Origin of the sequence: Brachybacterium nesterenkovii (assembly GCF_900163655.1) — a bacterium.
GTDB classification, from domain to species: domain Bacteria; phylum Actinomycetota; class Actinomycetes; order Actinomycetales; family Dermabacteraceae; genus Brachybacterium; species Brachybacterium nesterenkovii.
The window spans coordinates 93,150-118,501 of sequence record NZ_FWFG01000099.1 but is presented as its reverse complement, the minus strand read 5'-3'; the positions used below and the strand labels follow the sequence as shown (position 1 = coordinate 118,501).

Sequence of the window (25,352 nt, the reverse complement as noted above, 5' to 3'; positions counted from 1 at the left end):
GCGAGGAAACAGGCCATGCGGACGGTCATCTGGATCGTGTAGACCCGGCGGCGCCCCGCGTGATCCGCCTCGGACCCGACGGCTCGGTCGAGCACGTCGAGCAGCAGGGCGTCGCGCCACGGGCGGGAGCGCTCGGCACTGCCGTCGAGGTCCGGGTCGTTGGCCATGAGCACCGCGACGTAGGGGAGGACGAGCGCGCCGACGAGGGCGGCGAGCTTCCACCAGCCCGGGAGGAAGGGCATGGCGAGGAAACAGGCCATGCGGACGGTCATCTGGATCGTGTAGACCCGGCGGCGCCGCGCGACGTCCTCGCTGCGGGCCAGGGGAGCGGGCCGGGAGACGGGCCGATGCCCGGCGCCCGCGGGGCCGGGACCCAGCAGGTGCGTCACAGCGGCCGGTCGCCTCCGCCGGCCCCGGCGGAGGTCGGGACGAGCGGGGCGGCGGACACGGCGGTCGGCGCGAGGGACTGGGCGGGCAGGTCCTCCCGGGCGAACGCGACGAGCCGCACGAAGAGGTAGGCGGTGGCTGCGGTCACGAGCAGGCCGAGCAGCGCGGCGGTGATCCGCAGGGCCAGGCGCAGCCGCGGCCGCTCGCGGCGGGGCGGCTCCGGATCGAAGCCGTGGAGATCGTCATCCACCTCATGACGGGTGAGCGCGCCCGGCTGCACGACGGACACGGGGTACTCGTCGCGGACGCGGAGCACGGGGACGCCGCTGGCCGGGACGTCCTCGGACTCGGCCAGCGGCGCGGGCCCGGGGACGGCCGCGGAGCCGCCGCTCCACAGCCGCCACCCGGAGGGGACCTCTCCCCAGGAGCGATCGGGCCGCCAGCCGCTGGGCGGAGCCCACCCCGGGCGGGGCGGCTCCGGCCAGTGGGGCGGCGGGTTGAACGCCTTGGTCACACCGGCACGTCCCAGGAGTACTGGTTGTCGTAGGTGTCGTACTGGACCTTCAGGCCGGGGTTCTTGGCGATGTCGAAGACCATCCTGATGGTCTGCTCATTGCCGGCGGTGACGGAGTCGTCGCCGATGCCGATGCCGGAGTCCTTGAGCCCGAAGGTCTCGGTGGCCGGGTCGACGGCCCCGCCATACGGCGTCACGACCGCGAAGTTGAACGGGTTGGTGTTCAGCTCGCCCTCATCGGTGGTGACCTTGGCGACCACCACGAGGTACTCGGGGTTGGTCCCCGGGCTGATCGTGCCGCCGTGCTCCGAGGGGAGCTGGTCGGCCGTCTGCCACTTCATCTCGACCGCGACCGTGCCCTTGCCCTGCGAGCTCTGGACCGGCTGCGCGACGGCCGCCGGGTCGATGGTCGGCTGGGCGACGGGGGTGGTCGCGGGATCGGTCGTCGCCGGATCCGTCGTGGCGGGATCGGTGGTGGCCGGGTCCGTGGTCGTCGGCGCCGTGGTGGTCGTGCCGGAGACCGACGGCGACGGGTCGTCCTTGCCGCCCATCGCCTTGACGGCCGCGAAGCCGATGAGCCCCAGGATGAGGGCGAGGATGGCCAGCAGGATGCAGCCGACCCACCAGAAGCGGGCCAGGAGCCCCTTCTGCGGCTTGTCCGGGCCGCCGCCTGCAGGCGCGGCCTGCCACGACCCCTGCTCGGCCGGGGAGCCGAAGGCGGCCGGGGATGCGGCCTGCGGGTAGTCGCCCGTGCCGTAGGAGTTCGCCGAGCCGTAGCCGTCGGCCGAGGGGTAGCTCGAGGGGCTCTGCCCGTAGCCGTCCGCCGCGTAGCCCGGCTGATCGGCGCTGCCGTAGGCCGGGGCCTGGCCGGAGTCGACAGCGGGGGAGGATCCATAGGACGGCGCCGGGGTCTGCTGGTCGACCGGAGCCGCGGACTCGTACGGCGCGGCGGTCTGCAGATCGGAGTCGAGATCGCGGCCGGGGAACTCCTCCGTCTCGGGCGCATCGGCGGCGGCCTGGGGCTCGGAGCCGAAGGACGGGGCGGACGGCGCGTCCTCGGTCGCCCCCGCGGCGGGATCTCCCGCGACATCCGCGGCGGCATCGCGCTCGGCGGAATCGACCACGCGGGTCTCGTCCTGCTCCGCGTCGCCCGTCGGCGCGGCGGCAGGGAGGTCGTCCTGGGTGGAGACCATGCGGGTCTCGTCGTCATCCGCGCCCGCGGCCAGGGCGGCGTCGCCCTCGGCCGCCGGTGCGGAGGCCTCGTCCTGCGCGGGGTGGCCTGCAGACGCGGACGGCTCCGCCGCATCCTCCACCCAGAAGTTCCAGCCGTCCGGCGCGGGACCCCACGAGGGATCCGGCTGCCATCCGGGCGGCGGGGTCCATCCGGGCTCGTCGACGGGCCAGTTGGGCGGCGGATTGAAGCGGTAGGCCATGGCGGCGATCTCCCCGTGAGGTGTGCGGTGAGCTCGGGGTCCGCGACGAGACCGGCTGCCGTCACGGAGTGCCTGAGCGGTGGGAGGTTCCCAGACCGTATCGTAGAGCACACCGTCCGCACCGGCTCCTGCCGCATCCGGCCATGGGGAGTCCTCCCCATGGCGCCGCAGCGCCGGTGCGCCGCAGTCCACACAGCTAGGAGCACGTCCGCATGAACCTCCCCGCCCCCGAGCCCCGCAGCGTTCTCATCACCGGAGGCAACCGCGGCACCGGCCGCGCCATCGCCGAGGAGTTCATCGCGCGCGGCGACGCGGTGGCCGTCACCAGCCGCTCGGGCTCCGACGGGCCCGAGGGCGCGCTCACGGTCGCGGCCGACATCACGGACCCCGCCTCGCTGGATGCCGCCTTCGCCGAGGTCGAGAAGGCCCACGGGCCCGTCGAGGTCCTCGTGGCCAACGCCGGGATCACCGACGACCAGCTGCTGCTGCGGATGAGCGACGAGTCCTTCGAGAAGGTCGTCGACACCAACCTCACGGGCTCGTTCCGCACCGTGCGCCGCGCCATCAAGGGCATGATGCGCAAGAAGAAGGGACGCATCGTCCTCATCTCCTCGGTCGTCGGGCTCTACGGCTCGCCCGGCCAGGTCAACTACGCGGCCTCGAAGTCCGGCCTCGTGGGCATCGCCCGCTCGGTGACCCGCGAGCTCGGCAGCCGCGGCATCACCGCCAACGTCGTGGCCCCGGGATACATCGACACCGACATGACCGCGCAGCTGCCCGAGGACCTCCAGCAGCAGTACCGCTCCGCGATCCCCGCCGGACGCTTCGCCGATCCGTCCGAGGTCGCGCGCGTGGTCGCCTTCCTCGCGAGCGACGACGCCGCCTACGTCTCCGGGGCCGTGATCCCCGTCGACGGCGGCCTGGGCATGGGACACTGAACCCATGTCATCTTCCGACCCTGACAGTCGCATGCTGCTCCTCCTGCGCCACGGCAAGGCCGAGGGGATGGGGGAGCAGGACATCGATCGGGATCTCACGGAGCGCGGCCGCCAGCAGGCCCGCCTCATCGGCGACTACCTCCGCGCCCAGGGCGTGCGACCGTCCCGCGTGCTCGTCTCCCCGGCCGCGCGCACCCGCCAGACCTTCGAGGCCCTCGCCTCCGCCATGCCCGAGCTCGACGCGCGCGTCGACATCGTCGACGGCCTCTACGAGGGCGGCGCCCACGAGACCGTCCAGGCTCTCCGGGAGCTCCCGGACGAGGACCGCGTCGTCCTCGTCGTCGGCCACGAGCCCGCCATGTCGATGCTCGGCCATCTCCTGGCCGACGAGGACTCGGACTCCGGCGCCCTCGCCCAGGCCCGGATCGGCATCTCCACGGGTTCGATGTGCGTCCTCACCGGTCCGCTCGGCTCCTGGGATGAGCTCGACGAGGACTCGCTGACCCTCCACACCATCGTCCGCAGCTGACGCGCGGCGGTCTCGGCGCCCGTCGTCCCGGTCTCGGGGCGGCGGGCACCGTCATACCGGTCGGTCAGCGGACGGCGATGCGCTCGAGCACCGGCCAGGCATCGAGCAGGCTCGGTCCCTCGAGGACCACGTCCGCGACCTCGCGCAGGGCGGGCTTGGGGCGGAAGGCGATCCCGGTCCCCGCGGCCGTGACCATGTCGATGTCATTGGCCCCGTCGCCCATGGCGACCGTGGCGCCCCTCTCGATCCCGTGCCGCTGCGCGAGCTCGCGCAGCGTCCGCGCCTTCGCCGCCCGGTCCACGACCGGCCCCGCGACGCGCCCCGTGAGGCGGCCGTCAGCGACCTCGAAGCGATTGGCCAGCACGTGCGAGACCCCGACGCTGCGCGCGAGCGGGTCGATCACCTCGTGGAAGCCGCCCGAGACGAGCGCGGTGACCCAGCCGGCCTCGCGGGCGCGGGTGAACAGCTCGATCGCCCCCGGCGTCGGGACCAGCTCCCCTCGGACGTCGGCGAGGACGTCCTCCGACAGGCCCGCGAGGGTGGCGACGCGCGCGTGCAGCGACTGCGCGAAGTCGAGCTCGCCGCGCATCGCCCGCTCGGTGACGTCCTGGACCTGCGCCCGGGTGCCCGCACGGTCGGCGACCAGCTCGATCACCTCCTGCGTGAGGAAGGTCGAGTCGACATCGGAGACCAGCAGGCCGACGGGCGCGCTCCCCGCGCCGCCGTCCGCGGACGGCGCCTCCCGGACCGTCACAGGGAATCGATGACGGTGTTCTTCCCGACCACCGTGATGCCCGACTCCGTGACCGTGAACCCGCGCCTGCGGTCGAGATCGGGATTCAGACCGATCTGCGTGCGCGGCGGGATCACCACGCCCTTGTCGATGATCGCCCGATGCACCTGGCAGTGGCGCCCGACGATGACGTCGTCCATCAGCACCGAGTCCGAGACCGAGGACCACGAGTGGAGGTTCACGCCCGGGGACAGCACCGAGTTGGCGACCTGGGCTCCCGAGACGACGACGCCCGGGGAGACGATCGAGTCGACCGCCGTGCCCACGCGCCCCGCGCCGGCATGGACGAACTTGGCCGGCGGCACGTTCCGGACGCCGGCGAACACCGGCCACTGCTCGTTGTAGAGGTTGAAGACCGGGTGGATCGAGATGAGGTCCATGTGGGCGTCGTAGAACGAGTCGATCGTGCCCACATCGCGCCAGTAGTCGCGGTCGCGGTCCGTGGACCCCGGGACGTCGTTGCGGATGAAGTCGTAGACGCCGGCGCTGCCGCGGGAGACGAAATAGGGGACGACGTCGCCGCCCATGTCGTGCGCGGACTCCGGGTCCTCGGCGTCGCGGCTCACGGCCTCGACGAGAGCGTCGGCGGTGAAGATGTAATTGCCCATGGACGCGAGGATCTGGTCCGGCGCATCCGGCAGCCCGGGGGTCTGGGTCGGCTTCTCCACGAACGCCGCGATGCGCTCGGGATCCTCCGGGTTGGTCTCGATGACGCCGAACTGATCGCTCTGGTCGATCGGCTGCCGGATCGCGGCGACCGTGCAGTCGTTGCCCGAGGCGATGTGGGCCTCGAGCATCTGGGAGAAGTCCATCCGGTAGACGTGGTCGGCCCCGACCACGACCACGTAGTCCGGCGCCTCGTCCTCGATGAGGTTCAGGGACTGGTAGATCGCGTCGGCGCTGCCGAGGTACCAGTGCTTGCCCATCCGCTGCTGCGCGGGGACCGGCGCCACGTAGTTCCCCAGCAGGGAGCTCATGCGCCAGGTCTGGGCGATGTGCTTGTCCAGCGAGTGCGACTTGTACTGCGTCAGCACGACGATCTGGAGGTAGCCGGAGTTCACGATGTTCGACAGCGCGAAGTCGATCAGCCGGTAGATGCCGCCGAAGGGCACCGCGGGCTTGGCGCGCTCCAGGGTGAGGTGCATCAGGCGCTTGCCCTCACCCCCGGCGAGGACGATGGCGAGTACCTTCTTAGTGGGCATGGTCCGAGGATAATGCCTGAGTAAGACAGCTCACACCCCCGTCCGTCCCGCGGGCCAGTGCCCGGCCGGGAAGACCCCGACCGAAACGAGGAGCGCCATGCGCGTCGACCTGCTGACCAAGGAGTACCCGCCGGACGTGTACGGAGGCGCGGGGGTGCACGTCGCCGAGCTGACGCGCGTGCTGCGCGAGCGCATCGAGGTGCAGGTGCGCTGCTTCGGCGACGCCCGCGACGAGGCGGATGTGACGGCCTACGCGACGCCCGCGGAGCTCGCCGACGCCAACGCCGCCCTGCAGACGCTGGGCACCGATCTCGCGATCGCGGACGGCTGCGCCGGTGCCGACCTCGTGCACTCCCACACCTGGTACGCGAACTTCGCCGGGCACACCGCCTCGCTGCTGCACGGGGTGCCCCACGTGCTGTCGGCCCACTCCCTCGAGCCGCTGCGCCCCTGGAAGGCCGAGCAGCTGGGCGGCGGCTACCGCCTCAGCTCCTTCGCCGAGCGCACCGCCTACGAGGGGGCGGCCGGGATCATCGCGGTCTCCGCCGGGATGCGCGAGGACATCCTGCGCTCCTACCCGGCGGTCGACCCCGCCCGGGTCCACGTGGTCCACAACGGGATCGACGTCGAGGCCTGGGCGGCGAACCCCGATACGAGCGCGCTCGAGCGCCTCGGCATCGACCCGCAGGCCCCGACGATCGTGTTCGTCGGGCGCATCACCCGCCAGAAGGGGTTGCCGTACTTCCTCCGCGCCGTCCGGGAGCTCCCCGAGGGCGTGCAGGTGGTCCTGTGCGCCGGGGCCCCCGACACCCCCGAGATCGCCGCGGAGGTGTCCGGGCTCGTCGCCGAGCTGCAGGCCACCCGCTCCGGCGTGCACCTGATCTCCGAGATGCTGCCGCGCCACGAGCTCACGCAGATCCTCACGCACGCCACGACCTTCGTGTGCCCGAGCGTCTACGAGCCCCTCGGCATCGTGAACCTCGAGGCCATGGCCTGCGGCACGCCCGTGGTCGCCTCGGCCACCGGCGGGATCCCGGAGGTGGTGGTGGACGGCGAGACCGGCTTCCTCGTCGAGCTCGATCAGCTCGACGACGGGACCGGCACGCCGACGGACCCCGATCGCTTCATCGCCGACATGGCCGCGGCGCTCACGAACATGGTGTCGGATCCCGAGCGCGCCGCCGCCATGGGCCGGGCGTCCCGCGAGCGCGCCGCCGAGCACTTCTCCTGGGAGTCGATCGGAGAGCGCACGCTCGAGGTCTACCGCTCCGTGATCGAGCAGCGGGAGGCCGCTGCGCGCTGAGCGCTCAGGGTGCTGAGCGATCAGGGCGCTGACAGCGTCCCCACCGCGTCGACGAGGGCCTCGCGGGCCGCGTCGCGCAGCTCGCGCAGGAGCGCCGTGCGCGAGGTCTGCGCGGCCAGGCCCGGGGTGCCGGTGCGTGCGGAGCCGACGGGATCGGCGGCCGCGAGCTCGGCCCCGGACAGCAGCAGCGTCCGCGCGGCCAGCAGGAGCAGGTGCCCGGCCTGCGGATCGGTCCGCGGCGGCAGGGCGATCGCCGTCCAGCCCTCGGGCAGGTGGGCGAGCGGGATCGGCTCGTCGGGCACCAGGTCGAGCCGCGCCGTGCTGCGGGCCGCCTGCTGCAGGGCGCGCAGGAAGCGCGAGCGGGCGCCGTCCGTGGGCGGAGGGGGCATCGGGGCCCCGGGCGGTGCGGGATGCGATGCCCAGCGCGCTATGAGCCCCTCCTCGCCCGGCGAGCCGATCGTCTCGGCGGCGGGGATGAGCGTGCTGTCGGCGATGCCGCCGGCGGTGACGACGAGCGCCTGCTCGGCCGCCAGGGCCGCGGCGATCGCGGCGGGCGGGCCGACGAGACCGGCGATGCGACCGGGTGCGGGCAGGACGGGCCGCACGGCGACGAGGGGGAGGCGCCGCACGGCGGTCATCCAGTCGAACAGGTCGAGGTCGAGGTGCTCCACGTGGCGGTGGCCGGTGCCGTGCGCACCCTGCACCGCATCGTCGGGGCCGCAGTCCCCGCGCAGGTAGGCGCCCGTCCACAGGCACAGGGCGAGCGCCCGCGGCAGGGGGACGAGGTCGCGCTCCCCGGCGCGCTCCGTCCCGCGAGCAACGGCGGACGTCGCGGACAAGGGATCGTTCACGATGCGGCGGGCTGCCCGGGGGCGGAGGCCTGCACCTCGTCGACCTCGGCCGTCTCGGTGCGGCCCTCATCCGCGGCCGGTCGTCCGGCGGCGGGGACGATCTGGACCTTCCCCGCCGCCGGATCCACGGACTCCACCCGCACCCGGACGACGTCGCCGGGCTTGCCGGGCACGGCGGCGCGCACGGTCACGGGCGGCTCTAAGAGCTGCAGCTGGGCCTTCCCGTCTGAGGACGTCAGCACTGTCGCCTCGAGCTCGGAGCCGATCGAGGAGCGCAGGGCCAGGGCCTCGACGATGTCGATGGCCTGCCGTTCGATCGCCCCGGCCCGGCTGCCGGTCTCCTGCATCACCTGCGGGATGAGCGGCAGGGCGGTGCGCAGGGCATCGGGGAGGTCGTCCCCGCCGAGCAGATGGTGGCAGGTCAGCAGGACGAAGCGATCCACGAGGCGGCGCAGCGGCGCGGTCGTGTGCGCGTAGGGGGCGCCGATCGCCGCCTGCACCTGCTCCGCCGGATCCGCGGGGAGCTCGGCGGGGCTCGTGAACGCCAGATACGAGGCGCCGCGGAACAGCTTGGCCGCCTGGTTCAGGAGCGCGAGGTGCCGCGGCTCGGACCAGTGGAGGGTGCGCAGGAAGTCCCCGTAGACCATGTCCTCGGGCCAGGGCTGGCCCAGGGCCGCGGCCTTGCGGCGCAGGTCCCGGATCGACCCCTCGTCGGCCGCGGGCATCGTCCGCAGGATCCCGGCCCCGCCCTCGATCATGATGCGGGCGGCCTCCATCCCGGTCATCAGCGAGATCTGCGCGTTGGCGTCCTCGATCGGCAGGGGAGTGCGCCACTGCAGCCGCAGCGCCTCCCCGTCGGCGAAGACCTCCTGCTCGGGCAGGTTCAGGCTCGCGCCCCGGCGCTGGGCCTCGAGCTCGCGCCGCTTCGCCCCGATCTCCAGCAGCAGCTGCATCATCTCCAGTCCCGTGCCGGCGTCGAGATCGGCCTGCACCGCGTCATAGGCGAGCTTGGCGCGGGAGCGGACGAGGGCGCGCTCGAGCGTCGTGCCGGTGACGGCGCCCGTCGCATCGAGCGCGAAGGTCCACACGAACGCCGGGGTGTCCTGCTCCGGGAGGATCGAGGCGACGCCCTCGGACAGCATCTCCGGGTGCAGCGAGATGCGGCGGTCGGGCAGGTAGACCGTCTCGCCGCGGCGGCGGGTCTCCGCGTCGATCGGCCCGTCCAGCTCGACGAACGACGGCACATCCGCGATCGCGTACAGCACTCGGTACCCGTCGCCCTCGCGGGAGAGGTGCATCGCCTGGTCGAGATCCGTGGACGACGCCGGATCAAGGGTCACGAACTCGACGTCGGTGCGATCAGCGTGCTCGGCAGTGATCGGCCCGGCAGCGCCTGCCCCGGCGGCCGCGGCCTCGGCGGCGGCGAGGACCTCCGCGGGGAACTCGACGGGCACCTCGCTCCGCTCCACGAGGGCATCGAGCAGGTGACGCAGCTCGTCGGCCGCGATCGAGCCGTCACGGGGATGCAGGGAGACGGGGTGCAGGGCCACGGATTCCTCCTGGTCGGCGGATGCCGGGGCGCGCGGGCCCCGAGGCTGCGGCCAGTCTAGGAGGGGCGTCCGACACACGAGCATGCACGGCGCGCGCCGGGAGCGGGACGGGCGGTGAACGGCGTTAGGCTCGGAGCATGCCCTCTGCAGCCGCACTCCACGATGTCGTCGTCCGCCGCTCCGGACGCAATCTCCTCGACCACGTCGACGTCGAGGTCTCCGAGGGGGAGCGGTGGGTGGTGCTGGGCCCCAACGGCGCCGGCAAGTCCACGATGCTCCGCCTCCTGGCCGCGCGCCTGCACCCGACGTCGGGCAGCGTCGACATCCTCGGCGAGCGCCTGGGCCGCACCGACGTGTTCGAGCTGCGCCCCCTCATCGGCCTCGCCAGCCAGGAGCTCGCCGAGACCATCCCCGAGACGGAGAAGGCCATCGACGTCGTCGTCACCGCCGGCTACGGCGTGACCGGCCGCTGGCGCGAGGAGTACGACGAGATAGACCTCGACCGCGCCCGCGAGCTGCTGGCCGCGTTCGGCGTCGACGACCTCGCCGAGCGCTCGTTCGCGACGCTCTCGACCGGCGAGCGCAAGCGCGTGCTGTCCGCCCGTGCGCTCATGACCGACCCCGAGCTGCTGCTGCTCGACGAGCCCGCCTCCGGCCTGGACCTCGGCGGGCGCGAGGAGCTCGTCCGCTCGCTGTCCATCCTCGCGAAGGATCCGGCGACGCCCGTGACCGTCATGGTCACCCACCACGTCGAGGAGATCCCGCCCGGCTTCACGCACGCGCTGCTGCTGCGGGCCGGGACGATCGTCGCGGCAGGTCCCATCGGCCAGACGCTCACCTCGCAGAACCTGACCCGCACGTTCGGCCTGCCGCTCATGGTCGAGCAGCACGGGGAGCGCTTCACCGCCCGCGCCGTCCAGCTCGGCTGAGCGGGGCGCACCCGCGTGATCGAGCGCATCACCTCCGCGGACGATCCGCGGCTGGACGACTACCTGCGCATGACCGACGTGCGCCTGCGCTCGACGCTGGAGGTCGAGCGCGGCCTGTTCATGGCCGAGAGCTACAACGTCATCGAGCGCGCCCTCGAGGCCGGCTGCGTCCCCCGCTCCTTCCTCATGAGCGAGAAGTGGCTGGAGCGCTTCGCCCCGCAGTTCGAGCGCTTTGGCGAGGTGCCCGTGTTCGTGGGCGAGGAGGCCCTGCTCGAGGAGCTCACCGGCTTCCACCTGCATCGCGGGGCGCTCGCTGCCATGCAGCGGCCGGCACTGCCCGCCGTGGAGGAGGTGCTCGCGGGGGCGCGGACCGTGGCCGTGCTCGAGGACATCGTGGACCACACGAACGTGGGCGCGATGTTCCGCTCGGCCGCGGCGCTCGACGTCGACGCCGTGCTCGTGACGCCCCGGTGCGCGGATCCGCTGTACCGGCGCTCGATCCGCGTGTCCATGGGGACCGTGTTCCAGGTGCCCTGGACCCGCCTCGGGGCATGGCCGCAAGGGATCGACGTCCTGCACGATGCCGGCTTCGACGTCCTCGCCCTCGCCCTGTCCGAGCAGGCCGTCGCGCTGGACGAGGCCGAGCTCGGGCCCGAGCGGAAGGTCGCCCTCGTGCTCGGCGCCGAGGGGCACGGGCTGACGGACGCGACGCTGCGCGCCGTCGACCAGCACGTCATCATCCCCATGAGCGGCGGAGTGGACTCGCTGAACGTCGCGGCGGCCAGCGCCGTCGTGTTCTGGCAGCGGCGGCTGCGCGCGGGGGAGCGGCGGGAGCCGGGACGCGCCTGAGCAGTGCCTCGCCGTCCCGAATCTGCAGGGACACGGTAGGCGCCTCGGATATTGCGGGGCGCATGCCGTCTCGATGCAGATTCGGGACGCCGGAGGTCGGTGAGCCCCTGTGCAACGCCTGACCGTGTGCCACTCTCACCTCATGTCATCCATGGATTGCCGGAGCACCACGGGTGCGGTCGCCGCCGCCCGCCGACATTCGGTGGGCCTGCGCGGCGACGGCTCCGTCGTCGCGGCCGGGCATGACGGCGCCGGGGAATGCCGCGTTCAGACGTGGCGCGAGATCGTCGCGGTCGCCGCGGGCAACGTCCATACGTTCCGCGACACGGGGAAGTCGCACACCATCGGGCTGCGGGCCGATGGGACGGTCGCGGCCGCCGGTTGGAACGCCCAGGGCCAGTGCGACGTCCACGAATGGCAGGGCATCACGGCCGTCGCCGCCGGGTGGCGCTTCACCCTCGGCCTCCGCTCCGACGGCACCGTGGTGGCCGCCGGACGCGGCACGGAGGGGCAGACGCGCGTCGAGGACTGGCGCGGTATCGCGGCGGTGGCCTGCGGCGACTGGCACAGCATCGGTCTCACCGCCGAGGGCCGTGCTGTGGCGATCGGGAACGATCGTGCCGGTCAGCTGCGCGTCGGTGCCTGGCGGGACCTGGTGGGCGTGTCCGCGGGGTATCTGCACTCCCTCGGTCTCACCGCCGACGGACGCGTCCTGGCCGCAGGTGGTGCGGGCGACGGGGCCTGCGCGACGCGGGAGTGGAGGGACGTCGTCCAGGTGTCCGCGGGCAGCCACCACAGCGTGGGAGTGACGCGCAGGGGCACCGTCCTCGCGGCCGGTTCGGACAGCCACGGGCACTGCGAGGTCCAGGAGTGGACGGACATCGTCGCCGTCGCGGCCGGCTCGCTCCACACCCTCGGCCTGCGCACCGACGGGACCGTCCTGGCCGCCGGGTGCACCGAGGACGGGCGCTGCGCCGTGCAGGACTGGAACGGGATAGGCCGGACTGCGACAGGGTGAGGCCGAGGCGGGCGACGGGCGCGGCGCGGTGTCCCCGCGTACACCCGCTCAGCCCCGCGCGGCCTCCACGGCCCGCTCGACCGCCGCGGCATCCACGCGCCGCTGCGTCCAGATGGTCTCGACCGCGGCCTGGCGGACGGCCGGGTCGGGATCGCCCGTGGCGTCGACGAACACCTGCGGGACCACCTGCCAGAAGAAGCCGTAGGGGTCCCGGATCCACGCGCACTCGAGCTCGGCGCCGCCCGCGGCGAGGAGGCCGTCCCAGAAGCGGTCGAGGGACTCCTGATCGGGGACCGTGAGGGAGAACGACGTGGCCATCGTCGGCTCGCCCATCCCGCCCGCCCCGAGGATCTGGTACGAGGTCCCGGCGATCGTGAGGTCGATGAGGACCGGATCCCCCTGGCCCTCGAGCTCGACGACCTGGTCGATACTCGAGTCGGGAGCCAGCGAGGTCCACAGCTCGGCTACGGCGCGGGCGTCGTCGCGGGGGAGGGACAGGCAGGTGCGGCAGGAGGACATGGCGGGCTCCTTCCAGGAGCGTTCGGGGGCGGCGTGCACACGTGCTGCTTCGCACCGTAGAGCGTTCGGGGGCCGGGCGGCAGTCGGCGCGCGGTCAGGCGGACGGGACCCGTCGTCCCGCTCCACTGGTGAGGAGCAGCAGTCCGAAGCCCAGGCGAGACGTCACGGCGCGGGATCCTCCCTCATCAGGACGAGCCCGGCCCGCACGCGGCGGACCGGGCTCGTGGATGCGATCGAGCGCTCGTCAGTCGACGGCGCGCACGAGGCGCTCATGGCCGGTCTCCGAGAGCTCCGCGATGTCGGAGTTCGCCTTGAGGAAGTCCGAGAAGGACTTGCAGCCCAGCGCCTTCTCCCGGAACGACGGGTCCATGCGGCGCATGTGCGTTTTGACCGCGGAGGAGTGCAGCCACTCGCCGTCGCCGCGGTCGCCCAGCTGCAGGGCGCGTCGCAGGAGACTGCGGGCGGTCTCGTGCAGATCCTCCGGGGTCTCCTCGACCTCGGGGGCAGCGGCATCGCCGTCGGCAGCGGCCTCGCCCGCTGGCGACCCCTGGGTGCCGCGGGCCTTGGCGCCGGACCGCTTCGCTGCGGGGCCCTTCCCCTTGCCGCTGGAGCCGCTCGAGCCCTCGTCGGCCTGGCCCTCATCGGCGTCGCCCTCGTCGCCCTTCCCAGCCGCCGCGCCGTCCGCGCTGGCGCGCCCCCGGCGGGAGCGGGAGGACGTCGCGGAGGCGTCGGGGCGGGAGATGCCGGGCAGCTGGTCGTAGGCCTCGAACTCGTCGCACGCCGCGGCGAGCGACTTCGCGGTCGAGCCCGCCACCCCCATGCCGATCACGTAGCGGCCGAGGCGCCGACAGCGCTGGGCCAGCGGCACGTAGTCCGAATCGCCCGCGACGATCACCACATGCGTGAGATCGGGGATGCGGAACATATCCTCGACCGTGTCGACGGCCAGGCGGATATCGGCGCCGTTCTTCGCGTACGCCGCCGCCGGGAACAGCTGCACGAGGTCCACGGCGCGCGCCACCAGCTGGCTGCGGTACTCGGCGTTGACCGGGACGGACCAGTCCGCGTAGGCGCGGGTGAGCATGAGCGAGCCGAACGACGCCGCGTAGTCGATGATCGCGCCCACGTCGACGGTCGCCGCCGCGAGGCGCTCGGCGATCTCCGGATCGGTGATGTCCTGGGCGATCCGCTGCCGGTCGCGGCTGTAGGCGTTGCGGCCGTGGACGCTGTCGTACCAGGACATGACGATGTTGTCGAAGTCCAGGTAGACCGCGACCCGGGGATCCGGGGTCTCCGCCACGGGGCTCAGCGCTCCTCGTCGACGCGGCGCACGGCGCGCCAGGCGACGGGGATGAGGACCGCGGCGATCGCCGCCTTGACCAGGCCGCCGGCGATGAACGGCGTCACGCCCACCGACACGATGGCGGGCAGGTCCATGCCCGTGCCCATCACGACGTTGAGGATGCAGGCCATGTACGGCACGCCCACGAGGAAGGGCACGACGCTCGCGGCGACGAAGCCGACCATCGCCAGGTAGGGGCGGCGGTCCCAGGCGCGCTCGGCGAACCAGCCCGCGAGGAACGCTGCCGGGATGAAGCCGAGGATGAAGCCGAAGCTGGGCGTCGCGACCGCGGCGAGGGAGCCGGTGAAGCCCGCGAACACGGGAGCGCCCGCGAGGCCCGCGAGCATGTACGTCGTCAGGGCCGCGGCGCCGCGGCGAGAGCCCAGGGCGGCGCCGACGACGAGCACCCCGAGGGTCTGCCCCGTGATCGGGACGATCGGCAAGGGGATCTCGACCTGGGCCAGCAGCGCCACCAGGAGGGCGCCGGTGAGCACGAGGGCGGCATCGATCGCCAGCGACCTGCGGCGCACGAGCGCATCGGCCAGGACCGGGCGGCGGCCGGGGAGGGCTACGGGGACGGAGGCGGTCATCTCGCTCCTTCGACGGGGGTTCGGGACGATGACACGGTACCGGGAACTGCGGTGCGACCTCGCATCGGACAGCGTCCGTGCAGGGGCGGACACCTGCGTCACCCCAGCGCGAGCCCCTGCGTCAGAGCCAGCTTGAGCGCCACGAGCACGACGAGGGCGACGATGCCCGCGACCGGTGCCCGGGGGAGCACGAGGGGCTCGCGCTCCGCAGTCGACGCGACCCTCCGGCTGAAGAGGAACGACATCGGCGCCGCGACGAACAGCACGGTCGAGCCCATCGATACGACGATCGAGTCCGCGGGCGCGAGGCTCAGGGGGCTCAGCAGGAGGTAGAGGATCGCGAGGCCGATCGACACCGGCGTTGCGATCAGCCACGGCCAGAACGCGAGGGCCCACGCCGGGCGCTTCTCGTAGCCGGTGGCGCGCGCGACGAAGGGCGCGAAGGCGCGTGCGGTCGCGAACATCCCGGCGACGCCCAGGATGCACATGACCAGCGCCGCCCACAGCGGTGCCCCGAGGCGCTCGACGATCGAGGCGGTGTCGCCCGCGCCCAGCGGAGTGATGACCAGATAGCCGACCGCCTCCATCAGCGAGACCGCCGCGAACCACATCCAGAGCAGGTGAGCGAAGCCGCCCCTGTGCCGCAGCGGCTGCCAGATCATCATGAGCGCGCCGCTGACGAGACTGAGGACGGGCCCGGCCGCGGTGACCGCGATGCCCGCCGCCGAGGCGCCCTCGCCAGTGCTCATCCAGGCGACCGGGAGCAATGTGCCGCGGTCGCCCGTCGCGAGGCCCGTGAGCGCATGGAACAGCTCGTGGACCAGGATCATGGCCTCGCCTGCGAGGAGCGCGGCGACGATGGAGCTCAGGAGGAGGCGCGCAGGATATCCGGGATCTGCGCGCCCTGTCGCGGAGGAGCCGTCGTACGGCGCCGTCGTTCCCCTGGACTCCTGCATGGTGCCGTCCCCTGATCGCACTGCATGCCGTGCCTGCGGTCGCATCGGACGCTAGCAGGGGAGTGGTGGCAGGTCCGCCCCGGTCATGACCTGGCCATGAGGCCGTGGTCGGCGGTTCCTCGGGGGTTCACCGGCGGGCTGTGAGCGGACGATCGACCACCGGTTCCTGGCGACCGATGACGCGCGCCGGACCCTGCGCCGACACGCCCGGCCCGCCGTCTGATGTGCGGCGAGCCTCAGCGCCGCGGCCCCGGCAGATGCGCCGACCAGGCGAGCGTGACGATCACCAGGCAGGCCACGGCCAGTGCGGTGCCGATCGCGAACAGGTTCGCGTACCCGATCGCGGGGGCCAGGGCCGCGAAGATCATCGGCACGAAGAAGCCCAGGTAGGCGATCGAGTAGTACACGGCGGTGAGGGAGGCCAGAGAGGCGGGGCGCGCGATCCGCTGGACCTCGCTGAGCCCGGCCACGAGCGCGAGCCCGTAGCCGACGCCCAGGACCGCCGCGGCGGCGAGGCCGACGGGCAGGGAGAGCGTGCGGGAGGCGAGAGCGCCGAGGGCGACGCCGACGGCGACGATCCCCATCGCGATCACCGAGGCCCGGGCCGAGCGGCGGGTGTCGATCAGCCGCCCTACCACCTGGATGCCGACGCCGCAGCCGAGCGTCACCACGGTCATGAGCCCGGAGAACGCGATCGGGTAGCGGCCCGCGTGCTCGGACAGCACGGCGGGCAGGATCGCGTACGCCGCGCCCGCGCAGCCGAACACCCAGGGCGCGACCGGGACGACCACGCGCAGGAAGCGGCGATGGGCGGCGTCCGGGACGTGGAGCAGCCGGGCGATCGTCGCCGGTCGGATGCGTCGCAGGGCCCGGGCGCCGTCGCCGACGGGGCGCGGATCCGGATGCGTCTCCGGCGCGCGCAGCAGCCAGATGCCCGCGATCACGGTGAGCCCCAGGTGCAGCGCGTAGGTCGCATGCGTGGGCCAGGGGGCGAACTGCGCGAGCCCCGCGGCCACGGCGGCGCCGACGAGGAACCCCGCGGTCAGCGAGAGCGAGGCACGGCGCGGACCGGCGCTCGCGTCCTGCCCCGCGGCATCGGACAGCTCCGTGATCCAGGTGGATCCCACCGCCATGACGAGCCCGAGCGCCGCGCCGCACAGGATGCGGCCGATGCCCATCACCAGCGGGTGCGTCGGGGCGAGCGCCAGCAGCAGGGAGCCGGCGAAGCTCAGCGGGGCGGCGGGCAGCAGCAGGGGGCGGCGGCCGAAGAGGTCGCTGAGGGGTCCGCCCAGCAGCAGCGCGGGGATGATCCCCAGCACGTAGGCCGCGAGCAGGCCGTCGACGACGACGGGCGAGAGCGCCGAGACCTGGCGGTACAGGACCAGCAGCGGGGTGAACTCGTTGCCGCCCCAGGCGATCGCGACCACGGAGGCGGCGACCGCGGTCCAGGCCGCGGGGGAGACGGGCGGGGCGGAGCGGCGGTCGGGTGCCGGGGCGGAGGCCGCTGGCGCGATGGCAGCGGGTGCGGCGGGCGCGGCGCTCATGCCAGGACCTCGCGGGCGCCGGCGAGGTGGCGGGCGAGGGCGTCGGCGTACGCGGCCGCGTCGCCGGCCTCGAGATGGTCCAGGAGCCGAGCGTGCTCGGCGATGAAGGCGCGGGCGCGGGCGGGCGAGCGACGGACCGTCCCGGCGGTCAGGCGCACCTGGCGGTCGCGGACCGTGCGGCCGATCTCTCCGATCAGAGCGTTGCCGCCCGCATCGATGATCCCCTGGTGCATCCGGGCGTCGAGGATCGCGTAGGCGGGGAGGTCGTCGGCGGCGACCGCGGCGGACTGCTCGGCGACGAGCGGGCGGAGGTCTGCGACGAGGGCGGTGCGCTCGACGGCGGGGCGCGCGGCGATGCGCCGGGCGGCGTGGGCCTCGATGAGCTCGCGCAGCTCGAAGACGTCGTCGGCCTCGCCCGGGGCGATGGGCTGGACGAGCGCTCCGCGCTTGGGGTGCAGCGCGAGCAGCCCCTCGGCCTGCAGGCGCAGGAAGGCCTCGCGCACGGGGGTGCGGCTCACGCCCGCGGCCTCGGCGATCTCGCCCTCGGTGATCATCGCGGCGCCGGCGATCTCGCCGCTGAGGATCCGCTCCCGGACGTACCGGTGCGCGCGGTCGGCGGCGGAGACGGGCGGGGACGCGGGGGAGAGGGCGCTTGAAGGCATAGATACATGTTGCATCCAAGGCATCGTCGCGCCCGAATCCATGTGCGCGATCTCGCGCGATCCCCGTCGATGCACGGCGGCGCCTTCGTTCGTCGGACCCCTCCGTCACTCTTGTCGCACAGGTGTTCGAGATATCGATCGACACCGCTTGACGGAGCCTCGATGACCCGGCGTAGAGTTCGAACACGAGTTCGAACGCCTGTTCGGAACGGCAGGGCGTCGAGGCCGGAGCGGTGGAAGGAGGAGAGACATGACGAGCGTGCCGCAGGTGCGGGCCGAGACCGCGCAGGACCGCCTCGCCCGGGCCCGCCGGACGCTCGGCGAGGCGGAGCGGCGCGCCTCCCGCTGGGGCGGGCGCATCGACCGCACCGCACTGCGGTCCGTCGGCGAACCGGATGATCCCGGGAGCGAGCACGGCCCTGAGGCGATGGACGCCGAGAGAGCGCCGCGTGGGGACGAGATGCTGAACGGGTCGGCTGCTCCGGGCGCGGACGAGGGCCGAGGCGGGCCGACGGGGCTCGTGCCCGCCCCGCCCGCCCCTCTCCGTCGCTCCTCGTCCCCCCGGCCCTCGCGCGAGGAACGCGCCGTCGAGACGGCGGGGGAGCGGCGCCCCGTGCCCGCCCCGCTCGAGCCGCTGATCCCGCACGGCTCGCTGCGCGCCGGCAGCTCCGTCGCCGTCGCCGGGAGCGCGGGCACCTCCCTGCTGCTCGCGCTCGCGACCGCCGCCGCGGGAGACGATGCCTGGTGCGCGATCGCCGGTCTGCCCGACCTCGGCCTGCGCGCGGTGCTCGACGCCGGCCTGGACCCCTGCCGCCTCGCAATCGTGCCCGATGCCGCCGAGCAGACCGCCCAGGTGCTCTCCGCCCTCGTGGACGGCGTGGGGATCGTGGTCCTGGGCCCCCGCCTGGGACTGACCCCGGCCCTGTGGCGCAGCCTCACCGGGCGCGCCCGCACCCGGGACGCCCTGATCCTCGCCGCCGATCCTCCCGGCCGGGCCGATCTGCACCTGACCGCGACGGCGCGCAGCTGGGACGGGCTCGGGACCGGCTCCGGGCGCCTGCGCCGACGCCGCGCGGACGTCACGGCGCAGGGGCGCGGGATCGCCGGGAGCCAGGAGGCGCAGGTCCTGCTGCCCGAGGTGCGGGGCATGATCGGCGCCCTGTCCGACGGGGCCCGGACCGCGGTCGGCGCCGCAGAGCGCTCCGGCATCGCACCTCCGGCCGCCCTGCAGGTCGTGCGGAGGGCCGGCTGATGGGGGAGGCGCTCATGACCGGGCCCGCGCACGGACCGGACGCGCAGGCGATGGCCCCGGCGGGCCCCTCCCCTTCCCGGGGAGCGGACGGGCGAGCGACGCGCACGGCCGCCGTGATCGTGCCCGACTGGCCGCTCGTGGCCGCCCGCGACCGCCACGAGCGGGAGCTCGAGGCCGCCCGGAGCGCGGGAGAGGGGACAGGGCGCGATGCCCGGGCGGCCGCTCCGCTCGTGCTCCTGGACCGCCACCGCGTGGCGCATGCCGATCCGTCGGCGCGGCGCGCGGGCGTCGAGATCGGGATGCGCCGCCGCTCCGCGCAGGCCCTCTGCCCCGATGCGACCGTGCTCCAGACCGACCGGGAGAACGAGTCCGCGCTGTTCGAGCTGGTCGCCGCGTCCGTGGACACCGTCGCCGCCGGCGTGGACGTGCTGCGCCCGGGCATCCTGCTGCTGGGGGCGCGCGGCCCCGCCCGCCACGCCGGGGGAGAGGAGGCCCTGGCCGAGCGCATCGTCGACGCGGTCGCGGAGCTCACCGGCTGGGACTGCTCCGTCGGCATCGCCGACGGCCCCTTCGCCGCGCTGCTCGCGGCCCGCACCGGGCGCATCGTCCGCCCCGGCCGCAGCGCCGAGTACCTGGCCCCGCACCCGATCGCGGCCCTGCGCCACGCCCCGGTCGGCCCCGGCTGGGGGCACCGCGACCGGGCCGCGCCAGGGGCGCGGGAGAAGCGCCTGGACCTCGCGGAGACCGTCGATCTCCTGCAGCGCCTGGGCATCGCCTCCCTGGGGGACCTCGCGGCCCTGCCCGCGACCGCGGTGGCCGATCGCTTCGGTCCCGACATCGCCCTGCTGCACCTGCTGTCGCAGGGGCGCGAGCCCGCACCGCCCGCCATGCACCGCCCCGAGCTGCCGCTCGTCGTCGAGACCGTGCTCGAGACGCCGCTGGAGCGCACCGACCAGGCGGCGTTCGTCGCCCGCCCCCTCGCGGAGGAGCTGCAGGAGATGCTCGTGCGGCGCGGCCTCATCTGCACGCGGCTGCGGATCCTCGCCCGCACCGAGGACGGTGCGGAGATGGAGCGGACCTGGCGCCACGACGGCGCCCTGTCCGTCGCGGACGTCGTCGACCGCATCCGCTGGCAGTGCGACGGGTGGGTCACGAGCGCGCGCCTCGGCACGACCCGCACCGGCGCGATCACCCGGATCTCGCTGCACCCCCTCCAGCTCATGCCCGCCGGCGAGGGCGCCCCGGGCCTGTGGGGCAGCGCCGGAGAGGCCTCCCAGCGGGCCTCGCGCGCCTTCGCCCGCGCACAGGGGCTCGCCGGGGAGCACGCCGTGCTCGTGCCCGTCGCCACCGGCGGCCGCCTGCTGGCCGAGGAGATCTCCCTCGTGCCCTGGCGCTCCGAGAAGCCGCCCCGTCACGAGGGGCCCTGGCCCGGGTCCCTGCCCCGCCCGGTGCCCGCGACCGTGCTCCGTCGTCCGGCGCCGATCGAGCTCCATGATGCGGCGGGGCGTCCCGTCGTGGTCACCGCCCGCGGGCTGCTCAGCGCCGTGCCGGTGCGCCTGAGGATCCCCGCCGAGACGGCGGAGGTGCTCGCCCACGGAGCGCTCGCGGGGATGCGGGAGCTCGCCGTCACCGCCCACGGCGCCCCGACCGTCCTCGACGAGCGCTGGTGGAGCGGCGCGGGGCATCGCGCCGCCCGCCTGCAGCTGGCCCTCGCCCTGCCCGGCGAGGGCCGGGCGAGCAGGGAGGGCCGGAGAGACCTGGCGGACGGCGCGGACGGGGCCTCCGAGCTGTCGCGGGGCGAGGGCGCCCTCGCCGTGCTGGCCCTGTCCCAGGAGGGGGCCTGGCGTCTGGAGGGGATCTATGACTGAGCCGAGCGTGCGCACGGCCGCGCGAGGCGGTGCGCGATGAGCCGCTGGTTCCTCGGACCGCCCGCCTGGAAGGACCTCGAGGCCGTCCTCTCGGACCGCCCCGCGCAGGTGCTGCGCCCCGCCGTCGAGGTGATCCGCACCCCGGAGCGGCCCGCCGACTCCTACGCCCCGCGGGTCGACGTGGCCTACGCGGAGCTGCACGCCCACTCCCACTTCAGCTTCCTCGACGGCGCCTCGAGCCCCGAGGACATGGTCGCCGAGGCCGCCCGGCTGGGCCTGCGGGCCATCGCCCTGACCGATCACGACGGCTTCCCCGGCGCGGTCCGCTTCGCCCGCGCCGCCCGCGAGCACGGGATCGACGCCGTCTACGGGGCCGAGCTCACGCTCGGGACCGAGCCCGGGGCCGCCGTCGCCTCGGCCGTGCCGGTGCGCACCGCGCCGCGCACCGGCGTGCCCGACCCGGCAGGCGAGCACCTGCTCGTGCTCGCCCGCGACGCGACCGGCTACCGGCAGCTGTCGGCGACGATCGCCCGCGCCCACCTCGACGGCGGGGAGAAGGGGACGCCCCGCTACCGCCTCGCCGACCTCGCGGCGAGCGCCCGCGAAGGCCACTGGCTCATCCTCACCGGCTGCCGCAAGGGCGCCGTCGCCGCGGCGGCCCGCCCGCCCCTCCTCGAGGGCGACCTCGAGGGCGCCGCCCGGGCCGCGGCCGGAGCGATCGAGCGCCTCGTCGACCTGTTCGGCCGCGGGAACGTGGCCGTCGAGCTCACCCGCCTGGGCGATGTCCTGGACGACGAGCTCTGCGACGCGATCGCCCAAGGGGCGCGGATCGTCCGCGAGGAGCATGGGCTGGACACGGTGACGCTGCCGCTCGTGGCGACCGCGAACGCGCACTACGCCCACAGCGGGCACAAGCGCCTGGCCGACGTCCACGCCGCGCTGCGCGCCGGCACCAGCCTGCAGCAGGCGGACCCGCACCTGAGCAGCCGCCTCGCCCACCTGCGCAGCGGCGCGGAGATGCTGGCGCTGACCGCCCGCTACCCCGAGGCCGTGGCCGCGGCCGCCCGGATCGGCGCCGACTGCGCCCTGGACCTGCAGCTGCTGGCCCCGGACCTGCCGCCCTTCCCCGTCCCCGCCGGGCACGACGAGGCGAGCTGGCTGGTCGAGCTCGTCGAGCAGTGCGCCCGCGAGCGCTACGGATCCCGTCCGACCCCGGACCGCCCCGAGCGCGTCCCCGGGGCCTGGGCGCAGATCGACCACGAGCTGCGGATCATCAACGACCTGCATTTCCCCGGCTACTTCCTCATCGTCCACGAGATCGTCGCCTTCTGCCGCCGCGAGCACATCCTGTGCCAGGGGAGGGGGTCGGCCGCGAACTCCGCCGTCTGCTACGCGCTGGGCATCACCAACGTGGAGCCCGTCGGCCACGAGCTGCTGTTCGAGCGCTTCCTCGCCCCCGAGCGCGACGGCCCGCCGGACATCGACATCGACATCGCCTCCGACCGCCGCGAGGAGGTGATCCAGCACGTCTACGACCGCTACGGCCGGGAGAACGCCGCCCAGGTCGCCAACGTCATCACCTACCGGGCCAAGCTCGCCGTCCGCGACGCCGCCCGGGCGCTCGGCCACGACGTCGGGCGCCAGGACGCCTGGTCGCGGCAGATCGAGCGCTCGTTCTCCTCGCTCGAGGGCAGCGGGATCCCCGAGGACGTGATCGCGCTGGCCCATCAGCTGCGCGACGCCCCGCGCCACCTGGGCATCCACTCCGGCGGCATGGTCCTGGCCGACCGCCCCGTGATCGAGGTGTGCCCCGTCGAGCACGCCCGCATGCCCGGGCGCACCGTGCTGCAGTGGGACAAGGAGGACTGCGCGGACGCCGGCCTGGTCAAGTTCGACCTGCTGGGGCTCGGGATGCTCACCGCCCTCGACCACGCCCTCGCACTGGTGGCCGAGCACCACGGGCAGGATCTGGAGCTGGCGACCATCCCGCAGGAGGACCCGGTCGTCTACGACATGCTGTGCCGCGGCGACAGCGTCGGCGTGTTCCAGGTCGAGTCCCGCGCGCAGATCGCCACGCTGCCCCGTCTGCGGCCCCGCGAGTTCTACGACCTCGTGGTGGAGGTCGCGCTGATCCGTCCCGGCCCCATCCAGGGCGGATCCGTGCACCCCTACATCCGGCGCCGCAACGGCGAGGAGGAGGTCGCGTTCATCCACCCGCTGCTGGAGAAGTCCCTGGGCCGCACGCTCGGGATCCCGCTGTTCCAGGAGCAGCTCATGCAGATGGTCGTCGACGTCGCCGACTTCACCCCGGCGCTGGCCGACCAGCTGCGACGGGCGATGGGCTCCAAGCGCTCGACCGACCGGATGATGGCGCTGTCCGATCGGCTGTTCGCGGGCATGGCCCGCCACGGGATCACAGGGGAGGACGCCGAGGCGATCTTCCGCAAGCTCCTCGCCTTCGCCAACTACGGCTTCCCCGAGTCCCACGCCTATTCGTTCGCCTACCTCGTGTACGCGAGCGCGTACCTCAAGGCGCACTACCCGGCGGCGTTCACGGCGGCACTCCTGCGCTCCCAGCCGATGGGCTTCTACTCGCCGCAGTCGCTCGTGGCCGATGCCCGGCGCCACGGGGTCCTCACCCGCGGGGTCGACATCGCCGTCTCCGACGTGCAGACGACGATCGAGACCGATGCCGAGCACTGCGCCCGCGCGGTCCCGGACGACGACGCGGTTCTCGAGGCGGCGGGCATGCGGCGGCGACCGGACGGCACCTGGCGGGGGACGGGAGCGTTCAGCGAGGCCCAGAAGGAGGCGCTGCGGGCCGCGCGCCCGCAGGTGCAGGGAGCGACTGCCGCGTCGGGGCCCGTGATCCGCCTGGGCCTCACGCAGGTGCGGGGGATCGGCCAGGAGACGGCCGAGCGGATCGTCGAAGCCCGCGAGCGCGGGGGAGCGTTCGCCTCGGTCACGGACCTCGCGCGCCGGGTGCGGCTGTCGGCCCGGCAGCTGGAGGCCCTGGCGACCGCCGGGGCCCTCGACGCCCTCGCCTCGTCCCGGCGCCAGGCGCTGTGGGCGGCAGGCGCCGCGGCCCGGGAGTCGCCCGACACGATCCCGGGCACGGCCGTGGGTGCGCAGGCGCCGATGCTGCCGGGCATGAGCGATGCGGAGCTCGCCGGTGCCGATGCCTGGGCCACGGGCATCACGCCCGGGGAGCACCCGATGGCGCTCGTCCGCGAGGCCCTGACGGCGGACGGGGTACTGGGCATCCGAGGCCTGCGGCATGTCGAGGACGGCAGTCGCGTGCTCACGGCCGGGGTCATCACGCACCGCCAGCGGCCGGCGACCGCGGGCAACGTGACGTTCCTGAGCCTCGAGGACGAGACGGGGATCCTCAACGTCGTCTGCTCCCAGGGGTTCTGGCGGCGCCACCGGGCGGTGCTGCGGACCTCGCGGTCCGTCGTGCTGCGCGGGATCGTCGAGAATGCGAGCGGAGCCGTGAACCTCGTGGCCGACGGCGTCGCCGTGCTGGAGCTGCCCGCGGCCGGGCGGGCGCGGGACTTCCAGTGAGGAGCGAGCGGGCGACCGGGGGAGGTCACCGGGGAGGAGGCGAGAGGATCAGACGACCTGGATGCGTTGATCGCCGATGACGAAGTCGACGGCGAGCCCGCCCCCCACCGCCTCGAGGTATCCGCGGATGGTGCCGCTGCGTGTGCTCTCCAGATCACCGTTCTCGATCGTGGAGACCTGCCGTTGGCCGACCCCGATCCGTTCGGCCACCAGAGCCTGGGTCAAGCCAGCCTGTTCCCGCAGCTCCCGCAGTCGATAAGCGCGCACCTGCGCCAGCATCGTGTTCTGATGCGCCTGCACCCGCTCCTCATCGACAGAATGACGGGCGATGTATTCCTCAAGCGTCAGGGCCATGACCGGTTCCTCTCTTCAGAAAGCGCAGATGCTCGTCGAAAAGGTCATCCGCGATGGGATGCTCCTGCGATACCTCTGCGTCCAGCTTCCCGCCTTGTCTCCGGCGAGGAGGAGGATCGCCCGACGGTGCGGGTCGAATGCGAACAGGATGCGGAGTTCGGATCGCCCGGACGAACCGGGGCGGAGCTCCTTCATATTCTTGTGGCGAGAAGCGGTGACGCTGTCGACCAGCGGTCTGCCGAGCTGTGGACCGAGGTCGCTCAGGATGCGCAGTGCCGCGATCACCTGTTCGCGTGAGTCGTTGTCGAGCGCTGTGAGCCAGGGCTCGATGCGCTCGAGATCCACGGTCCACATGAGCACAATCCAGACCTTGCAGGTTCTGCAGGCAAGAGGGTCCGGAGGTCG

General features: G+C 73.8%; 24 protein-coding genes. 9 read left to right on the top strand and 15 right to left on the bottom strand.

The genetic code is table 11. The features are described from left to right. From FM110_RS11580 to FM110_RS11570, 3 genes are all read right to left on the bottom strand, one after another. Positions 1-389, bottom strand: a 389-nt coding sequence (locus FM110_RS11580; RefSeq protein WP_143276380.1) for a DUF3099 domain-containing protein, incomplete at its 3' end; no start/stop codon positions are given. Then, entirely contained in the window at positions 386-901 is a 516-nt protein-coding gene (locus tag FM110_RS11575; RefSeq protein WP_200810234.1) for a hypothetical protein, read from the bottom strand. The genes FM110_RS11580 and FM110_RS11575, both read right to left, overlap by 4 nt. After that, positions 898-2,334 carry a hypothetical protein gene (locus FM110_RS11570; protein ID WP_087104902.1) on the bottom strand — a complete coding sequence of 479 codons (1,437 nt, stop codon included), beginning with the start codon at positions 2,332-2,334 and terminating at the stop codon, positions 898-900. The genes FM110_RS11575 and FM110_RS11570 overlap by 4 nt, the downstream gene beginning before the upstream one ends. A 212-nt stretch (positions 2,335-2,546) precedes the next feature. On the opposite strand from FM110_RS11570, the gene FM110_RS11565 reads away from it, so the two are divergent. Beyond that, the gene (locus FM110_RS11565; protein ID WP_087104901.1) at positions 2,547-3,272 is read left to right on the top strand and encodes a beta-ketoacyl-ACP reductase; all 726 of its coding nucleotides are present in this window, start codon (positions 2,547-2,549) and stop codon (positions 3,270-3,272) included. A 4-nt stretch (positions 3,273-3,276) separates the two neighbouring features. After that, positions 3,277-3,801, top strand: coding sequence for a phosphohistidine phosphatase SixA (gene sixA, locus FM110_RS11560; protein WP_087104900.1), 525 nt, complete (start codon positions 3,277-3,279; stop codon positions 3,799-3,801). A 64-nt stretch (positions 3,802-3,865) separates the two neighbouring features. On the opposite strand, the gene serB is transcribed toward sixA, so the two are convergent. Beyond that, the gene (gene serB, locus FM110_RS11555) at positions 3,866-4,555 is read right to left on the bottom strand and encodes a phosphoserine phosphatase SerB (RefSeq protein WP_087104899.1); all 690 of its coding nucleotides are present in this window, start codon (positions 4,553-4,555) and stop codon (positions 3,866-3,868) included. Further along, positions 4,552-5,796, bottom strand: coding sequence for a glucose-1-phosphate adenylyltransferase (gene glgC / locus FM110_RS11550; RefSeq protein WP_087104898.1), 1,245 nt, complete (start codon positions 5,794-5,796; stop codon positions 4,552-4,554). The genes serB and glgC overlap by 4 nt, the downstream gene beginning before the upstream one ends. A 97-nt stretch (positions 5,797-5,893) precedes the next feature. Between glgC and glgA the strand changes: the two genes are divergently transcribed. Beyond that, positions 5,894-7,099, top strand: coding sequence for a glycogen synthase (glgA, locus tag FM110_RS11545; RefSeq protein ID WP_087104897.1), 1,206 nt, complete (start codon positions 5,894-5,896; stop codon positions 7,097-7,099). Positions 7,100-7,119: 20 nt separating this feature from the next. Here glgA and FM110_RS11540 read toward each other — a convergent pair whose 3' ends face one another. Both FM110_RS11540 and FM110_RS11535 read right to left on the bottom strand, forming a co-directional pair. Further along, positions 7,120-7,938 carry a hypothetical protein gene (locus tag FM110_RS11540; RefSeq protein WP_234992366.1) on the bottom strand — a complete coding sequence of 273 codons (819 nt, stop codon included), beginning with the start codon at positions 7,936-7,938 and terminating at the stop codon, positions 7,120-7,122. 8 nt (positions 7,939-7,946) lie between these two features. Continuing rightward, the gene (locus FM110_RS11535) at positions 7,947-9,500 is read right to left on the bottom strand and encodes an RNB domain-containing ribonuclease (protein ID WP_087104896.1); all 1,554 of its coding nucleotides are present in this window, start codon (positions 9,498-9,500) and stop codon (positions 7,947-7,949) included. A gap of 137 nt (positions 9,501-9,637) precedes the next feature. Here FM110_RS11535 and FM110_RS11530 point away from each other — a divergent pair, with 137 nt between their 5' ends. The 3 genes from FM110_RS11530 (at position 9,638) to FM110_RS11520 (ending at position 12,296) form a co-directional block, all read left to right on the top strand. Next, positions 9,638-10,429 carry an ABC transporter ATP-binding protein gene (locus FM110_RS11530; RefSeq protein WP_087104895.1) on the top strand — a complete coding sequence of 264 codons (792 nt, stop codon included), beginning with the start codon at positions 9,638-9,640 and terminating at the stop codon, positions 10,427-10,429. A 69-nt stretch (positions 10,430-10,498) separates the two neighbouring features. Continuing rightward, positions 10,499-11,278, top strand: coding sequence for a TrmH family RNA methyltransferase (locus tag FM110_RS11525; protein WP_087104915.1), 780 nt, complete (start codon positions 10,499-10,501; stop codon positions 11,276-11,278). A 151-nt stretch (positions 11,279-11,429) separates the two neighbouring features. Continuing rightward, on the top strand, positions 11,430-12,296 hold the full coding sequence (locus FM110_RS11520) for an RCC1 domain-containing protein (RefSeq protein ID WP_087104894.1): 867 nt from the start codon (positions 11,430-11,432) through the stop codon (positions 12,294-12,296). A 48-nt stretch (positions 12,297-12,344) separates the two neighbouring features. Here FM110_RS11520 and FM110_RS11515 read toward each other — a convergent pair whose 3' ends face one another. From FM110_RS11515 to FM110_RS11490, 6 genes are all read right to left on the bottom strand, one after another. After that, complete coding sequence (locus FM110_RS11515; RefSeq protein ID WP_087104893.1) at positions 12,345-12,815, bottom strand: VOC family protein; 471 nt, start codon at positions 12,813-12,815, stop codon at positions 12,345-12,347. Between the two features lie 244 nt (positions 12,816-13,059). Next, the gene (locus tag FM110_RS11510) at positions 13,060-14,115 is read right to left on the bottom strand and encodes an NYN domain-containing protein (protein WP_087104892.1); all 1,056 of its coding nucleotides are present in this window, start codon (positions 14,113-14,115) and stop codon (positions 13,060-13,062) included. A 5-nt stretch (positions 14,116-14,120) separates the two neighbouring features. Beyond that, positions 14,121-14,747: a biotin transporter BioY gene (locus FM110_RS11505; RefSeq protein WP_087104891.1), complete on the bottom strand. Its 627-nt coding sequence runs from the start codon at positions 14,745-14,747 to the stop codon at positions 14,121-14,123. A 98-nt stretch (positions 14,748-14,845) separates the two neighbouring features. After that, positions 14,846-15,577, bottom strand: a complete 732-nt coding sequence (locus tag FM110_RS11500) for a hypothetical protein (protein WP_143276379.1) — start codon at positions 15,575-15,577, stop codon at positions 14,846-14,848. Between the two features lie 362 nt (positions 15,578-15,939). Then, a complete protein-coding gene (locus tag FM110_RS11495) occupies positions 15,940-17,247 on the bottom strand; it encodes an MFS transporter (RefSeq protein WP_087104889.1) in 1,308 nt (435 codons plus the stop codon). Then, on the bottom strand, positions 17,244-17,909 hold the full coding sequence (locus FM110_RS11490) for a GntR family transcriptional regulator (protein WP_087104888.1): 666 nt from the start codon (positions 17,907-17,909) through the stop codon (positions 17,244-17,246). Before FM110_RS11490 ends, FM110_RS11495 begins: the two co-directional genes overlap by 4 nt. 250 nt (positions 17,910-18,159) lie before the next feature. Here FM110_RS11490 and FM110_RS14320 point away from each other — a divergent pair, with 250 nt between their 5' ends. Genes FM110_RS14320 through FM110_RS11475 form a run of 3 tightly spaced genes read left to right on the top strand, consistent with a single transcriptional unit; the run spans position 18,160 to position 24,593 of the window. Beyond that, complete coding sequence (locus tag FM110_RS14320; protein ID WP_200810232.1) at positions 18,160-19,161, top strand: hypothetical protein; 1,002 nt, start codon at positions 18,160-18,162, stop codon at positions 19,159-19,161. A 14-nt stretch (positions 19,162-19,175) separates the two neighbouring features. Next, a complete protein-coding gene (locus FM110_RS11480; protein ID WP_234992358.1) occupies positions 19,176-21,029 on the top strand; it encodes a DNA polymerase Y family protein in 1,854 nt (617 codons plus the stop codon). A gap of 36 nt (positions 21,030-21,065) precedes the next feature. Further along, entirely contained in the window at positions 21,066-24,593 is a 3,528-nt protein-coding gene (locus tag FM110_RS11475) for an error-prone DNA polymerase (RefSeq protein ID WP_087104887.1), read from the top strand. Between the two features lie 48 nt (positions 24,594-24,641). On the opposite strand, the gene FM110_RS11470 is transcribed toward FM110_RS11475, so the two are convergent. Together FM110_RS11470 and FM110_RS11465 are read right to left on the bottom strand one after the other, a co-directional pair. Then, positions 24,642-24,947 carry a helix-turn-helix transcriptional regulator gene (locus FM110_RS11470; RefSeq protein WP_087104886.1) on the bottom strand — a complete coding sequence of 102 codons (306 nt, stop codon included), beginning with the start codon at positions 24,945-24,947 and terminating at the stop codon, positions 24,642-24,644. Positions 24,948-24,962: 15 nt separating this feature from the next. Further along, positions 24,963-25,301 carry a type II toxin-antitoxin system RelE/ParE family toxin gene (locus tag FM110_RS11465; protein ID WP_200810231.1) on the bottom strand — a complete coding sequence of 113 codons (339 nt, stop codon included), beginning with the start codon at positions 25,299-25,301 and terminating at the stop codon, positions 24,963-24,965. Positions 25,302-25,352 lie beyond the last annotated feature (51 nt).

Excerpts from the sequence above, each read along its gene's own strand:
- FM110_RS11570 (WP_087104902.1), bottom strand. The coding sequence starts at position 2,334 with ATGGCCTACCGCTTCAATCCGCCGCCCAACTGGCCCGTCGACGAGCCC.
- FM110_RS11565 (WP_087104901.1), top strand. The coding sequence starts at position 2,547 with ATGAACCTCCCCGCCCCCGAGCCCCGCAGCGTTCTCATCACCGGAGGC.
- sixA (WP_087104900.1), top strand. The coding sequence starts at position 3,277 with ATGTCATCTTCCGACCCTGACAGTCGCATGCTGCTCCTCCTGCGCCAC.
- glgC (WP_087104898.1), bottom strand. The coding sequence starts at position 5,796 with ATGCCCACTAAGAAGGTACTCGCCATCGTCCTCGCCGGGGGTGAGGGC.
- glgA (WP_087104897.1), top strand. The coding sequence starts at position 5,894 with ATGCGCGTCGACCTGCTGACCAAGGAGTACCCGCCGGACGTGTACGGA.
- FM110_RS11530 (WP_087104895.1), top strand. The coding sequence starts at position 9,638 with ATGCCCTCTGCAGCCGCACTCCACGATGTCGTCGTCCGCCGCTCCGGA.
- FM110_RS11525 (WP_087104915.1), top strand. The coding sequence starts at position 10,499 with ATGACCGACGTGCGCCTGCGCTCGACGCTGGAGGTCGAGCGCGGCCTG.
- FM110_RS11520 (WP_087104894.1), top strand. The coding sequence starts at position 11,430 with ATGGATTGCCGGAGCACCACGGGTGCGGTCGCCGCCGCCCGCCGACAT.
- FM110_RS11515 (WP_087104893.1), bottom strand. The coding sequence starts at position 12,815 with ATGTCCTCCTGCCGCACCTGCCTGTCCCTCCCCCGCGACGACGCCCGC.
- FM110_RS11505 (WP_087104891.1), bottom strand. The coding sequence starts at position 14,747 with ATGACCGCCTCCGTCCCCGTAGCCCTCCCCGGCCGCCGCCCGGTCCTG.
- FM110_RS11500 (WP_143276379.1), bottom strand. The coding sequence starts at position 15,577 with ATGATCCTGGTCCACGAGCTGTTCCATGCGCTCACGGGCCTCGCGACG.
- FM110_RS11495 (WP_087104889.1), bottom strand. The coding sequence starts at position 17,247 with ATGAGCGCCGCGCCCGCCGCACCCGCTGCCATCGCGCCAGCGGCCTCC.
- FM110_RS11490 (WP_087104888.1), bottom strand. The coding sequence starts at position 17,909 with ATGCCTTCAAGCGCCCTCTCCCCCGCGTCCCCGCCCGTCTCCGCCGCC.
- FM110_RS14320 (WP_200810232.1), top strand. The coding sequence starts at position 18,160 with ATGACGAGCGTGCCGCAGGTGCGGGCCGAGACCGCGCAGGACCGCCTC.
- FM110_RS11480 (WP_234992358.1), top strand. The coding sequence starts at position 19,176 with ATGACCGGGCCCGCGCACGGACCGGACGCGCAGGCGATGGCCCCGGCG.
- FM110_RS11475 (WP_087104887.1), top strand. The coding sequence starts at position 21,066 with ATGAGCCGCTGGTTCCTCGGACCGCCCGCCTGGAAGGACCTCGAGGCC.
- FM110_RS11470 (WP_087104886.1), bottom strand. The coding sequence starts at position 24,947 with ATGGCCCTGACGCTTGAGGAATACATCGCCCGTCATTCTGTCGATGAG.
- FM110_RS11465 (WP_200810231.1), bottom strand. The coding sequence starts at position 25,301 with ATGTGGACCGTGGATCTCGAGCGCATCGAGCCCTGGCTCACAGCGCTC.